We start from the raw sequence: 14741 nt of genomic DNA, 5'->3' as shown, positions 1-14741 counted from the left end.
CCCACTGCTGCTACTGCCCCGGCGCGAGGTCCCGTGCCCCGACGCGAACATCAGGCCACCGAGCGCATCCGGCACGCCATCACGAGGTGAACACCAGTGAAGATCTATCAGCCGATGCTCTTCGTCGGTCTCGGCGGCACCGGGTGCCTGATCGGCGCGGAGCTGGAGAACCGTCTGCGTGAGGCGCTGTGCGGGCCGGACGGTACCGCGCTGTTCCCCGCGCTGCGAGGTCGGCAGTTACTGCCGTACCAGCTGCCGGACTGTGCGCAGTTCGTCTACGCCGACCTCAACGAGGCCGAGTTGAACCGACTGCCGCACATGCGTGCGGACGGCCCGCTCAAGGCGGCTTACAGCAGGACCTCGCGGGCCACGTTCGGACTGCTGCCGCGCTTCGACTCCTACCCGGAAGTGGCCCGGAGCCTGCGGACCAATCTGCCGGGGCCGCTCTGCCGGTGGCTGCCGCCGCGCGCCGGGGAGCCCCGGATCGCACCGCTGATCCGGGGGGCCGGGCAACTGCCGACGGTGGGCCGATCTGCGCTGTTCGAGACGTTCCGCAGCGGTCTCGGCCCAGCACTGGAGCCGTTGCGGGAGGCGATCTCGCTGATCAGCAAGTCAGGCGGGGACCTGACTTCGCTGGGGGGCACCCTGGCGGACAGCTGCGATGTGTTCGTGGCGTTCTCGGTGGCGGGCGGCACCGGGTCGGGCCTCTTCTACGACTATCTGCATCTGATCGGACAGGCCTTCGAGGAGGCCCACTACCGGGTCAAGATCTACCCCCTGGTGTTGATGCCATCCGCCTTCGACGACGGCCGCGGCGGCGGCCGGGCAGCCCGGCTCAACGCCGGCCGCTCCCTGGTGGACCTGTTCCGTCTGGTGGACGACCAGAACGCGCCCGACGCCGACGACAGCCTGGACGACGTGGGAGTACAGGGGCAGCTGCGGCTGGAGTACCCGGGCGGCCTGGCGGTGCGGCTGCGGCCTTCCACCGCGCAGACCGCGTTCCTGTTCAGCCGCACCTCCGGCATCGAGCGGGAGGACCTGCACCGCAGCGTGGTGTCCCTGGTGATGTCGCTCCTGGGCACCGAACTGGGCGACGACGACGGGCGGATACGCGACAGCGACCACCTCTACCAGTCGTTCGCCGACTCGTTCATCAACACGAATGTGGAACGGGCCGCCGTCGCACCCACCGGCATCGGCCATCGCGGGGTGTCGACCAGTCTGGTGGCCTCCATGACGGTGCCCGTCGACGAGTTGGCCGAGCTGCTGGCCTCTCGGCTGCAGGCCACGGCGCTGCGCCTGCAGACCACCGCCGCACGACCGACGGACGGCTCAGGACGGGAGCTCATCCGCGACTTCTTCACCGCCTCCAACATCGACCCGTTGTGGAGCCGGGTCGGCCTGCCGTTCAACGAGCCACGCCCGGTCACCGGCGCCCGCGCCATCCTGGACGCGCTGGCCACGCGCCAGGCCGCGATGGAGGATGCCCTGGGCGACCTGGACCGCCAGTTGCGCCAGCAGGTCGCCGAACTGGCCACCGCCTTCGACCCGGTACGGGGTGTACGCCAGTTGCTGGGCCGATGCGATCTGCTGGAGGTGCACCAGGCCCTCCTGGGCGACCCGGCCGCCCGGGACAGATTGGAGCGGGTCGGCTTCGCCGGGCTGCTGGAGAACCGCCGCCGCGACCCCGAGCGCCCGCCGGGGCTGACGGCCGGTCCACCGCAGCCGCAGGGCGTCCGGGACCGGATGGGCGGACTGGTCAAGGCCAAGTGGACCGACCCGGAGGTATCAGCCGTCCTGGCCCAGCAGGATGCCTGGTACCAGTGGGAGGCCCGGCGCACCTGGCATCGTCACTGGGCGGACCACGCGATGCGCTGGGACCGTACGATGGCCGGGCTCAAGGCCGAGATCAACGCTCTGGTGGCCGCCTTCCGCGAGCAGGCCGACGAGGAGCACACCTCGTTCACCCAGCGCACCCGGCACCTGTACCGGCCGCGCACCGGCGTCTCGTACCTGCTGCCCGCGCAGAGCGATCTGACGTCCTTCTACGACGCGGTGGTGCACCGGCTGCTGCTGGCCGAAGGGCTGCGGGAGACCGACAACGAACACGCGCTGCTGGGGCGGCTGGTGAGTGCCGAGCGGTGGCGAGCCGCGTTCAACGAGGCGCGTACCGACCCCCGGCGAGCGGTTGGAGTGATCAAGGAGCACCTCCAGCACCGCGTCAAACGGCTGTTCGTGGAACCCGGCAGCAGAGAGGAACGGCCGCTGCTGCCGAGGCTCGGCACCCTGTTGGCGGAGGCCGCGGCGGGAGGCGGTGGGCAGGTCGGTGACGACGCGCTGGAACAGTGCCGGCACAAGCTCGCCTCGCTGCTGCCGGTGGGGTTCTCGCCGGAGGGCAGCGGACGGCTGAAAGTCCTCATCGTGTACCCGGCGACACCTTCGGACACGACGGTGCGCAAGTTCCTGGAGCGGGAGATGCGGCTGCCCCGGGACAGCGAGCGGGAGATCGAGTTCCGGCCGGTGTCGACGGAGTCGATCACTGTGGTGCTGTTCCGCAGCGCGATGAGTCTGACCGAGGTGCCGGAGGTACGGGCGACGTTGACCCTGTGGGCGGAGGCGCTCGCCGCCGAGCAGCCCGGCGACCACCTGAGCTGGCGTCAGCGGCTGGGCTACGAGTACGACTTCCTGATGGGCACCGAGCAGGACCGGCGGCACATTCTGCACCGGCTGCTCTGTGCCATGTGGAACGACCAGTTCCATGTGTTCGGGGACATCAGCAATCCCCGGCAGATCCGCATCGGGCTGCAGGACCGCGACTCGGCGGCCATGGTCTGCCCGCTGGACTCGCCCGGCGCGGGGATGTCCAGCTGGGGAAGTCTGCTGCGCGCGTACGAGTCCTGGACGCTGGCCGAGGACAGCGGGGGTATCCGCAACGCCTTCTGCGAGCAGCTCATGGCGACGACTCCGCACGGTCTGGAGGGCGCTCCGGTTCCGCCGCACGGACTGTTCCGCGCGCTGGTGCACGAGGTGGCGCCGCAGCAGAGCAGGCTGCTGGGCCGCATGGCGGACCGGACGGACGGGCAGCGGACCGTCGGGTACACCGAGCTGGCGGCGTTCTGGAACGAGACTCTGCCCGGCGCCCTCGATCTGCCCTTTCCCCGGGCCCATCGGATGTCCGGCTGGACATTGCGCACGCTCGACCAGTCCTTCCACCCCGCTCCCGGCCAGTACCCGCCCGCGGTGCACGAGCGGCGCTTCGGCAGCGGCGCCGCGGAGGCGCCGCTGGGACCCAAGGGGTCCATGAGTCCCCCGAACTCCCAGGGGGAGGAAAAATGAGCGACCCGAGCGGCGACAGGCTCGTCATCTGCCTCGATCTGCGCCACGAACTGGCCGACGTGATGGATCCGCCGGCCCTGGAGCAGCGTTTCCGGGACGCGATGCGCGAGGCGCATGTGCGGTCCGCGGACGTCTCCCGTGTGCTGGTCATCGACACCGCCGTGGCACTGGTGGCCCACCACGCCGCGTACGAGCGGCTGTGTTCCAAGTCCCTGGTGTCCACGGTGCTCTGCCTGGCCGTGGGACCGGCACCGGGCCCGGATGAGCATGTGCTGAGCCTGCCCGCGCAGTTGAGGCCTCCGATGGCGGCGACCCTGTGGATCGGGGACGTGCGGGGCATCGGCTGGCGTCCGGGACAGGGCCGCTCGCTGGCGCTGACCGACACCGACCTCGCGGCGGACGACATCGCGGGCCTGGAGCCGCTGATCGAGCTGCTCCAGGTGGCCGAGGTGTTCGACGAGACGGTCTCGACGCTGGGCGAACTGCCGTCGGCGGTGGCCAGCCCCGCGCTGCGGCTGCTGGTGCACGAAGTTCCCGAAGAGGACCTGATGCGCGCCCAGTTGCAGGCGCTGGATTCGTGCACCTCGCCGCCGGACGACCTGCGGAGCGGGCCCGCGCCGGGCGGGGCGCTCGGGGTGCTCGCCGGGTACACCGAGCCCGAGGACCTGTCGGTGGCCGACTGTCTGCCGGAGAGCAGCCTGCTGCGGCAGGCCCATTGGCGCAGCGTGCAGGGGCTCAGCGAGGCGGACGACGGTCTGAACCGGCTGGCGGGCTGGCGCGGGTTCCTGGGGCTGGACGATCCGGCCGACGAGGTGGTCGAGGCGCTCCGCGGTGCCGGGCACGCCCTGGCCGACTACCGGGACTCCATCGAGCAGACCTTCGAGTGGGTGGACGGCCGGGCGGGGCTCAACGCCGACGGCCGCGACCATCTGACGCAGATGGGCGTCCAGCTTCCGCACGTGCCCGGCACACGCCCCGACGAGGTGGGGGCCGAACTGCGCCGGCAGGTGATGGTGCGGCTGGAGCGCCGTCGCCCCCTGCCCGAGATCGTGTCCTGGCTGCGGGATTTCGCCGGGCGTGCAGTGCCCACCGGCAGCGCCGCCCAGATCGAACGGCTGCACCGCATCTGCCCGGACCCCCTGCTGGACACCCTGGTCGAACCGCCGCCCTCCTCGGGTGGCGCCACAATCGTGCGCCCCACCCTGTGGGGGGCCGCCGCCGCGCTGCTCGCCGCGTCGGGCCCCCTGGGCGCCTGGGGAACGGCACTGGCGCTGGTGCTGCTGGCGGCGGGGGCGGTGCGCACAGCGGGCTCGGTCCGCCGGATGTCACCGACGGTCGTCGCGGCCCTGGCGGGGGCCTGGGCGGTCGGCAGCGCCGCCGGCCTCGCCCTGCACGCGGCCGGAGTGCCCGCCTGGGCCGACGCGCCGCTGCTGGTGCTGGCCCTGCTGGCGGTGGCGCAGTCGGCCCGCGCCCTGTGGACCGCGGCGGTACGGGACTGGCGGGCCGCCACCTGCTTGAGCGAGGCCGTCACGGCCACCGAGAACCTCGGCGAGGTGCTGGACCAGGGTGTGCTGGGGCACTGGCTGCTGGCCGACGCGCGAGCCGGGGCGTCCGACCAGGCCAAAGCCCTGGCCCATCTGGTGCAGACGGTCTGCGACACGCTTGCCGAGTTCGCCGAGCAGCTCGGCCGCAGGGCCCGCCCGGCCTGGAACGCCGGACCCCGCGGCGGCGAACGCACCGGCGGATCCGGCAGACGCGGTGGCAGCACGTTCGCGGTGGAGTACATCGGCCAGGCCGGGCAGGCCCTCCAGGCCACGCTGGGCGGGGACATGGACGATCTAGTGGCCGAGGTGCTCTCCCCGTACTGGCACGTGGTGTTGCGGGACCCGTCCAGCGCCGCGTCATTGCCGGTGGTGGCCCGCACCGACGAGCTGGTTCACGAGTACCAGCGGCAGTTGTCCCGGGTCGGCACCACGCCTCCGCCGCCGTTCGCGCGGGTGCCGGCCGGTCGGCCGGATCCGGCCACCCTGGTCGGGGTGGACCTGACCCGCATCGTGGACGTACTGCTGCCGGACAGCCGTGGTGACGCCCTCCAGTTGTGCTCCCCCGACCAGTTGCGCATGCTCGACCGCGCTCCGGCCGCGGCGCACAGCTTCGGATTCGTACCGCAGGCGGTCCAGGGAGCGTTCTGGCAGGCGGTGGAGGACCAGTCGGGCGCCGGGCGGGGCGGCGACGACGGCAGCGGGGGCGAGGGCGTGCAGGCCGGCGCCCGGTCGTCGGCTCACACACCGGCATCGGTGACGGTGCGGCTTCCGGAGATCGTATGGACCGGATCGGGACGGTTCGCCGGGCTGCTGCGGCTGGTGCCGCTGTCGGTGGGCGCCGTGCGCTCGGTGTGGCCCGAGGAGACCGACGGCGCCGGTACCGCGCGGGAGACCGCCTCGCCCCCTTCGGCGTCCCGTACGCCCGGCGAGACGGGATGACCCGGGGAGGGCACCGGAGGGGTTGGATCGGCGCGCTGAAGGATTTCCGGAGAGTGGCGGTATGAACGAGACGCTGTCCTTTGTCGATTCCTCCGGGATGCCCGAACGCGTACGGGTGTTCGACATCGGCGCGGACGAACCCCACCAGCCGGGTTCCGGGTTCCGCACGCGGACCCTGCGGCTGGAGGACGGGCGCCCGATGCTGCAACGGCGCCTGTTGCCCACGTATGCCCAACGCGCGGAGAGCGTGGACTCGCTGGAGGCGGAGATCCGCGCGGGACTCACCCTGATCCGGGCGTTCTCCGAGGTGACATACCCGGCGGAGTTCACCCGGCTGGCCGGATACGCCATCGAGGTCGAGTCGCCCTTCCTGTTGCTGGATCCACTGCGGGGCGGGCAGCCGATGGCCGAGATCGCCCGGGGGCTGGTGCTGTCGACAGAGCAGAAGAAGTTCGAGAGCAGTCTGTTCCGGGCCCTGCGGCTGTTGGAGTGGGCGGCGCTGGTGCACCGGTCCATCAGCCCCGCGACCGTTCGCTGGGACGGCACCCGTGTGCAGCTGACCAATCTCGGCAGCGCCGACCAGGTGGGCCGGCCCCGCCAGCGGCTCGGCGCACTGCCCTGGGCCTCGCCCGAGCAGCGCGAGGGGACCGGCTCCAACGACCACCGCGACGACATCTGGAGCGCCGGCCAATTGGTGTACTTCGTCGCCAACTCCCGTGAGGCGAGCGGCAGTCGGATTCCTCCGCTGGCCGGTCCCGTCCGCGACGACCTGCTCAAGGACGTCTTCGCCGAACGCGCCGATCAGCGGCCGGACGCCAGGACGATGCTGCGACGCATCGCCGCGGCGGATCCCTGGGACGACCTCGGCCGTCCGCCGGACCCGCTGCGCGCGGCCCGGCAGCGCTTCGCCGATCTTCTGGCCGACAAGGGGCCGCTGGCCTGGCCCTTGCCCCCCTCGGCCCGACACCCGGATCCGCCCCGAGCCGAGGCGCCCCCGGGTGCGGGCGGACAGCAGGATTCCGGCACCGCCTGGACGCGGCGTCGTTCACGGGCCGGCGGGACGGGACGCTGGGGCACGGGTCACCGCAGGGCAGAGGAAGGCGGATAGTGGACAACGGAATGCCGGAAGAGCAGACGGGTCAGCCGGTACGCTGCCCGAGCTGCCTGGAGAATCTGCACTTCGACGACAAGCAGCTCTTCGTCCCCGATCCGCAGACCAACAAGCTCACACCGTGGGACCCCGCCTCGGAGCCCAACGGGATGCGCCGCCAGGACCAGCTGAACCAGGCCTTTCTCAAGTGCCCCAACGAGAGTGCCCAGCGGCACTTCCTCCCCGTGCCCTACCTGCTCTTCGGCCGGCCGCTCACGATCGCGTTCGTCGGCCAGTCGGGCACCGGCAAGACACACCTGCTGGCCGCGATGATGGCGGAGATCGGGCGCGGCGGCCTGGACTCCCTGGGCATCCGCTGCCGTTCGGTCAACACCTCCCAGCACCACGCCTTCCTTGCCCGCGCGGTCAACGAGCTGGAGGCCGGGCGGGTGCTGCCTGCCACCAGCATCACGGACTTCGTGGAGTTCACCGACGCGCTGCTGGTCACGGTCAACAAGCGGACGCGGCCGGTGGCCTTCTTCGACATCGCCGGTGAGTCGCTCCAACTGCCGGGCAAGGTGACCGAGTTCCTCCTAGGCGTGGACGCGCTGATCTTCGTTGTCGACGCGCTGCGCGCGCTGCGTCTGAAGCAGCTGGTCCCCGCCCGGGAGACCGCCGGCGTCCCGCAGCAGCAGGCGGGTATCGCCGATCCCACCTTCTCGGCCGTCCTGGACCGGCTGCCGCGCGACGGCGATCTCTGCGACGTACCGACGGCGGTCGTGCTGAACAAGTGCGACGTCCTGCGCTTCGAGCCGCCCATCGACCACTGGCTGCGCGAGGACGGGCGCATCGAGAGCAGTCCCGACCCCGTGCGGGCCTTCCGAGAGAGCCAGGACGTCTACGCCTTCTTGACGCACCATCAGGCGGCCCCTTGGCTGCGGCCGTTCGTGGAGTGCCGACGCTGCACGCTGCATTTCGTGTCGGCCACCGGGATGTCCCCCGCCGTACTGCCCGCTGTCAACGGCCACTTAGGACCCGCCGGGCAGCCCACGGCCTTCACCGGGGGCATCCGGCCCCGACGAGTCCTCGGTCCGCTGCTGTCGGTCTTCCAGATGTGCGGCCTGCTGGACTCGCCGGGACCGGCCCCCCGGCTCAGGGAGGTGTGAGGAAATGCCCGTGACCGGCTCCGACGTACACCAGGTGATCTGCGCCTACGATCCCGGCAACGCCTCGGACAACAAGGGGTTCGGCCCCGTCGCCGTCTCCTTCGCCATGGCGGAAGCGCTCAGCCTGTTCAAGCTCGCCGGACAGATCATGCGGCCCCCCGGGGACTCCCTCACCGAACTGGACTCGGTCGCCTGCGCCGTGCTCCCCTCCGGTCAGGAACTGCTCGTCCGACGCATCGTGGCCCGTGACGCCCTGCGCCGCGGCAACGTGCTCAGCCAGGCCCTGGTCGGCGCCCCCGGCCAGTTCTGCGCGGAACTCGGCCTCGGTCTCGGCCCGGACGACTGGCCCCTGGGCGAGAACCTCGCGGCCGTACGACTGGACGAGACGCTGCGCCGGGTGGACTACGCCGACCTGCGGCGCCGTGGCGATGACGGCGCCGCACGCCTCCGCTCGGCCAGTCGCGACCCGGCGCTCGCCGAACCGCTGCGCCACCTGGTGACCTGGGTGCTCAGCGAGCCCGCTCAGAAACTGTCGATCGCCGCCTCACTGGTCGGCGACAACCCCCGGGCCGTCCTGCTCGGCCTCGTGGACATCCTCGGCCCCCTCGTCCCCGGCCCGTGGTCCCTCTCCACCCTGGAATCGGTCGAGTCGGGCCCCTACCGCCTCATCGTCATGGAGGACTGGCCCCGCACCGGCAGTCCCGATTACGGTCGTCTCCGCCTGGTCGGTCAGCAACCGCCCGGGGGACCTGCCCACACCACGGCGTCCCTGCTGGTGGACCGCTATCAGGAGCACGGCCTGGACGGGCTGACCTTCCTGAGTCCGCAGGCCCGGCTGTGGCAGCGGATGCAGCCGGTCGAACGGGCGGAGTCGCTGCTCGGAGCGCTGATGGTGCAGCCGGCCGCACCGGTCCATCTGGCGCTGCCGGCAGGCACGGCGTACGAGTCGGCCGCCACGGCATACCGCGGGGAGGGAACCGGGGAATCGGCAGGCCTCACCGAATCCGCCGCGAACACGGCCACGAACACGGCCGAAGAGCAGCCGGAGGCCGTGTCCGAGAAGGCACCCCGAGTCCCCGACCCGCCGGTTGATCCGCCTCCGGTCCCGGGCGCCCCCCCTCTCCCTGCCGAGGCACCGGCCCCGGTGCCCGTGCCGAACACCGAGCACCGGCCCTCGGACAGCGACGACCTGGTCGGAAGGCTGATCGGGTCGCGCCGCGCGTCCGAGGACCGGAAACTGCGTCTGGCGCTGGAGAACGCGGTCGACGGCTGGAGCGAACAGGAGATCGACGCAGCGTGCCGCAGAGCGATCGACCTCCGGCTCGGACTCCAGGGTCCCCGCAGAAGTGCCGTCCCGTGGCGGCCGATGGCCGCCGACGGCCCCCGGTACTTCTACGACGTGCTGATCAGTGGCGCCCTCCACCGTGAGGAGCCCGCCCGTGCCTGGGCCGAGTTCCTGCTGGTCGAGGCCGGGGCGACACTGTGCGAGCCGCTGAGGGCGGTGGTACGGCGGATGTACGGGCAACTGGACCGCCGGAGCATCGCCGTTCATCCCGTCTTCTTCCGGGTGCTGGGTGACTGGGCCATCCCGCGCGCCCTGGGCCTGGACTCGTGTGAAAGCCCTCCGCCGCGACCGGTATCCGGGGGAGGCCGGGCTCAGGACCTGCCGTTCGGGGGAGGCCCGGCCCCGAACCTGCGGCTGATCACGAAGGTGTTCGTCTTCATCTACGCCCCTTTGGCGATGCTCGTCGTCCTGGTGTGGCTGACCCTCTTGTGAGCCGTGCTTATGAGCCGTGGCCCGGTCGGCACTCTCACAGCAGGCCGAGGCCGAACATCTCCTCCTTCGGGATGTGCGACAGCAGTCGGACACGGGCCGCCGCGGGACCCCCCACGCCGTGGTCCGACGCGAACTGCTGGAGCCGTTCGGCCACTTGCTCGGCGGTCCGACCGAAGCCGATGGCGTAGCCGAGCGCCGCCGCGCGCCAGGTCCCGTCCGGGTCGGACCGCACCGGGCCGGAGGCCAGCACCGCCGGTACGTAACCGAGAAGATGCAGCTGGTACGCGAACAGGTCACGCAGCTGCGACTCGCGGCCGTCGGCCGTGTCCTGCGGCAGGGCGTCCAACACCAGCAACGGCGGAGGCTGCCGCCGGCGCTCGCACAGCCTGCGCACGGCCTGGTCCACGTCCTCGGGCCGGATGGACCGGGCGCTGCCCGGCAGGCGAAGGGCCGCTCCGCGGTCGAAGGGCCGCATCTCGCCGTGCAACAGGATGACGTCGACCGCCGTGTCCGGGCCCGCTTCGGGGTCGGCGTCGGAGAGCAGGAAGTTCTCCGTCACCCGCCAGACGACGGGCCCGCCGGAGACCGCGGACGTCTTGGCCGCGGTGGGCTGGGGCAGTGGGACGCCGCCGACGGCGGTGTCTCCCCGGACGTCGATCTCGATCTGGGTGACCGGCCGCTCGGTGGCGGCCCTCAGCACGGCCTGCCTCAGGTGCGCCGGAACATTCCCCGAGGCCTCACGGTCCAGCACCGCCCAGGCCTTCCGCCAGGTCTCGTCGGGCTCGCCGACGGGCAGCGGCTCCCGGTCGTAGCGCCCGAGCCGCTGCAGGGCGAACTGCAGGTTCTGGCGGCGTGACTCCTCCAGCAGCGGTGTGCGCAGCCGCTCGGCCAGTTCGGTTGTGCTCAGACCGACGTCGGCGCCGTGGCGGGCGGCGCTCAGATGCCATTCCGTGGGCATCGCGGTGGCGGGGCCGAGGAGCTCAGCGGCCTGGGCCGCGGTCCTGCGCGCCTGCCTCCGCCGTGCGTGGTGCGCCCGCGCGAGCATGTCGGCGGCGCGCAGGGCGGGCCGTTGGGCTTCGTGGGCGTCGGCCAAAGGCAGGGGTGCGGGCGCCAGGTCGGCGGGCAGCAGTCGGTGCAGGCGCAGCCACGCGGCACGGACCTGACCGTTGTCCGAGCCCAACCGCTCGGTGGCCGTGCGCATTTCGGCCGTCACCCCGGGGCCGGCACCCAGCAGTCGAGCGTGCAGTTGGGCCGCCCACAGTGCCGTCAGCCCGGTCGTGCGCGGGTCCTCGCCGTACTCGGCGCGGCGCCGGGCCAGCAAGCGGCGGCCGGCGTCGACGCGCTCTTTGTCGGCCAGCAGGGGTTCGTCGGCGACAGGCCCGTACAGCCGTACTTCGCCGGCGAGCAGCATCAGCCTGCGGCCCGTCTCCGGAATGGACTCCAGCGCGGCTGTGATCGTCGCGAGGTGGACTTTGGCCTCCTGCGGCAGCCCGCACACCAGTGCGTGCAGCCCGTACGCGAGCCACTCCGCGGGACTCGGCGGCGGGCCCTGTCCTCGGACGCCGTCGCGACGAGCCCGGAGGTCCGCGGCCCAGCGAGCCAGCAGCGCGGCCACGTCGTCCGTGCGCCTCCAGCGGTGCAGCAGCACACACTCCGCGCGGTTGACGGCCGATCCCGCCGCACCCCGCGGATCCTCGCGCAGCGGCCGGGCGCGGGCGATCCACCGGTCGGCCAGGGCAAGGTCGCCGGCCACGGCCAGTGCGGTAGAGGCGCGCAACGCCATGACCGACAGTCGTTCCTCGTCACCAGGGGCGCGGTTCATGGCCATCTCGGCACAGGTCTCGGCACGTTCGAGTTCCAGCATCTCGGCATTGGCCTGTGCCAGGGCCATGAGCGTGTCGAAGGCGGGCCCGGGCTCCACCTGACCGGACACCGCGGGGAGGGTCAACTCCCTCAGCAGGGACTCGGCGGCCCCTGGATCACCGGCCAGCAGATGAGACCTGGCCCGCAGGATGTCGGCACGCAGAGCCAGGGCGTCCAGAGCCGACCCCCCGGGCAGCTCTCGCGACAAGGGCGCCCCCGACCTCAGCTCCGCCTCCGCTCCGGCGAGCAGCACCCAGTCCGGCGTCCGGCCGGCGTGCTCCGCGTGGTGAGCCCGGTACTCCGCCTCGTAACGCCGCAGCCAACCGCGTACCAGGTCCGGGCGGTCCGCCGGCTGCCACTCCTGCACCGCGTACCGGGCGATCAGCAGCGCCTGGGGGGTCTGCCGCCGGACCGCCTCGTCGAACACCTCGGTGAACGCGCCGTCGGCCTGTGCGTGGCTGTGGCTGCCGTCCTCCTGGGTGCGGCCGATGCGGACCCGGCAGCCGGCCAGCAGGAGCCGGGCGTCGACGGCCCAGAGGTCGTGCAGGCTGTCGCGGGACCCCGGGTCGGCGGCGTACGCGTCGAGGACCTGCCGCAGTTTCTCGTCGGCCTCCCGCACCTGGGCGGCGCCGGTGCTCGTCCCCTCGTACAGTTTCAGGGCGGCGGCGATCAGCTCGGCACGTCGTTCGTCGGGCCGCACCGGAGGCTCACCGTCGATGGTCATGCAGGCCCGTTTGCGGGCCAGCTTCAGATAGCGGTTGACGTCCCACCAGCTGTGGCTGCCGCCGTAGAGCACGGCGTGGAGCTCACCGTAGGCCCGCTCCAGGGCGATGTCGTACCAGAGCTGCAGCGGCATCACGCGGGGGTCGGGCTCGCCGAGTCCGTCCCGTTCGCTCTCCGCGGTCTCCAGGTCGGCGCTGAGCAGCCGGTCGGCCAGGTCGATCACGGTGGCGAAGGCTCCCCGCTGCCAGGCACGGGCGACTTCCTGCTGCCAGGTCCGCGCCGCCGAGGCCAGCCTGTCCCGGTGGTCCCGCGTGCGCTCGGCGGCATCGTGCAGTTGGTGGTAGACCTGCTCGGCGACCCACCCGGCCGCCTTCTCCGGCTGCATCGACCTGACCGCTCGCTCGGCGAGTTCGGCGCAGCGTTCGGTGCCGTCGCGGTGGAGCCGGCGCCAGTCCGAACCGGGGTCGGAGCGCATGCGCTGACGCAGTTCACGCCGTACGTTCACGTGCACGAACAGGCGCTTGTCCTCGGCCTTGATCCACGCCGACCGTTTCGCGTACTCGATCAGCTTGTCCCACAACCGCATGGGATCCTCGTCGTCCGGGGCGCCTTCGCCAGTACTCCGCCCGGTGTCCAGCAGCGGGACGAGAACATTGGCGAAGTACTCCCGGGTGGGATGGCGGGCGACCGAGCAGTAGTCGAGGGCGCGGCGGATGCGCCGGTCCTCGATGTTGTTCAGTTCCCGGTCCACGACGAACAGGTAGAGCGACTCACCTGTGACGGACGGCAGTTCGGACGGTGTGTCGGCCAGCAGCGCGAGAACGAGGGGGGTGAACACGGGCGACCCCTCGACGTCCTGCTCGCACACGCTCACTATGCGTTCGGCCTGTCCGGCGTCGATGCACCGGAGGTCCCGGAGATAGCGGTTTGCCTGGCAGGCCGTGAACGGCCCCAGCTCCAGTGCCCTCCACGGCACCTTTTTGAAGGCTTCCCGGAAGACGGGCCGCCGGGTGACGTCGGCACGGCCGGAGAGCACGACACGCAGCCAGAGGACCTTCCCCGCGAGACGGCCGAGCAACCGCAGCAGGCCTTCGAGTTCGGCCGTGCCCGCCTGCAGGATTTCGTCCGTGGTGTCGAGGCACAGCAGCAGGGGCGCCCGGGCCATGTCGTTCAGCGCGTCGATGAAGTCGTCGGCCATACGTTCCGGAGGCGGCGCCGAATTCCACTGGAGCGGGGTGTCGTCGGGGTTGTCGAACTTCGGGTCGAGCTCCAGCCGGTATTCCCGGTAACGCGCGCAGAACGTACGCAACTGTTCTGCTCGCCGGTCGATGCCGAGCGCTCGCGCCTGGGCCAGGAACTTGTCGGCGATCTGCACGAGCAGCAGGGTCGGGCGGGCCAGCAGGCGGCCCGGGACCAGCGTCTGGACGTCGCAGACCGCTGACAACACCGGGGGGTCCTGCTGGGCTCCGTACCTCGCCACGAGCCAGGCGAGCTGCGTGCTCTTGCCCATGCCGCCGGGCGCGTGCATGTGGATCACCCGGGGCGGGCCGGGTGGGATGTTCTCCTGGGTGATCCCGGTCCGGGGCGGATCCGTGCCGAGGACCGCCGATTCCAGGATGCCCTCCAGCTCGGGTCGGGAGAGATAGTCCCTGGTCTGTTCGAAGTACTCGTGCAGCCCCGCGCTCATCGTGAGACGCGACTCGGCCCGCTGCCGGCGGTCCCACAGGTCCTCCCAGATCCCCTCGGGGGCGAACTCCCGCAGGTCGTCCGGCGCCACGGCCCGCGCCAGTCGCCGGCAGACCGTGAAGTCGGCCACCCGCTCGAACGCCGCGTACCACTTGTCGAACTGGGCGATCACCCCGTCCCGGTCGCCCGCCACCGCCAGCAGCCGCAGGCGTTCCACCATCGCGGTGTCACCGTTCACGGTGGCGAGGTGGCCGGCCAGTCGTGACGCCGTCTCGGCCATGCCGACGGGGCGGTCGGTGCTCGGATCGATGCCCTCGGATTCGTACCACCAGGCCGCCCAAGCGCCCATTCGGGTCATCTCGTTGATCTGGAACCAGCCGGCTTCGCCGTGGTGAGGGACGAGCACGCGCCGCAGCTTCGCGAAGGAGTAGTCGAGGTCGTCGGTGGCGGCGGCGAAGGCGGACTGGCTGACACAGGTCATCAGACTGCAGCGCTTCAGGACCTCGTAGCGCACCGGATCTCGCTCGCGTGAACCTCGGAACAGCTCGTACGGCTCCACGTAGGTGCCGAACCCGGTCTCCAGGGCGCGTGACCTGATCCCCATACCCTCGCCCCCT

Annotated in this window: 6 protein-coding genes; 5 read left to right on the top strand and 1 reads right to left on the bottom strand. The window is 71.8% G+C overall.

Going from position 1 to position 14741, the window contains the following annotated elements; all coding sequences use genetic code 11:
* The first annotated feature begins 96 nt into the window (after window positions 1–96).
* The 5 genes from ACH4DZ_RS40630 (at window position 97) to ACH4DZ_RS40610 (ending at window position 9852) form a co-directional block, all read left to right on the top strand.
* Window positions 97–3336 (top strand): tubulin-like doman-containing protein, encoded by a 3240-nt coding sequence (locus tag ACH4DZ_RS40630; RefSeq protein ID WP_398294152.1) that lies wholly within the window; start codon window positions 97–99, stop codon window positions 3334–3336.
* Window positions 3333–5819, top strand: coding sequence for a hypothetical protein (locus tag ACH4DZ_RS40625; RefSeq protein WP_398294150.1), 2487 nt, complete (start codon window positions 3333–3335; stop codon window positions 5817–5819). The genes ACH4DZ_RS40630 and ACH4DZ_RS40625 overlap by 4 nt, the downstream gene beginning before the upstream one ends.
* A 61-nt stretch (window positions 5820–5880) precedes the next feature.
* Window positions 5881–6927, top strand: a complete 1047-nt coding sequence (locus ACH4DZ_RS40620) for a hypothetical protein (RefSeq protein ID WP_398294148.1) — start codon at window positions 5881–5883, stop codon at window positions 6925–6927.
* Window positions 6928–6938: 11 nt separating this feature from the next.
* Complete coding sequence (locus tag ACH4DZ_RS40615; RefSeq protein WP_398294146.1) at window positions 6939–8075, top strand: hypothetical protein; 1137 nt, start codon at window positions 6939–6941, stop codon at window positions 8073–8075.
* Between the two features lie 10 nt (window positions 8076–8085).
* Window positions 8086–9852, top strand: a complete 1767-nt coding sequence (locus tag ACH4DZ_RS40610) for a hypothetical protein (protein ID WP_398294144.1) — start codon at window positions 8086–8088, stop codon at window positions 9850–9852.
* A gap of 34 nt (window positions 9853–9886) precedes the next feature.
* Here ACH4DZ_RS40610 and ACH4DZ_RS40605 read toward each other — a convergent pair whose 3' ends face one another.
* Window positions 9887–14728, bottom strand: a complete 4842-nt coding sequence (locus ACH4DZ_RS40605) for a hypothetical protein (protein WP_398294142.1) — start codon at window positions 14726–14728, stop codon at window positions 9887–9889.
* Window positions 14729–14741: the final 13 nt, after the last annotated feature.

It is taken from the genome of Streptomyces sp. NPDC017991 (genome assembly GCF_044328075.1).
In the GTDB taxonomy this organism is placed as follows: domain Bacteria; phylum Actinomycetota; class Actinomycetes; order Streptomycetales; family Streptomycetaceae; genus Streptomyces.
This window is presented reverse-complemented; position numbering and strand designations above follow the sequence as displayed.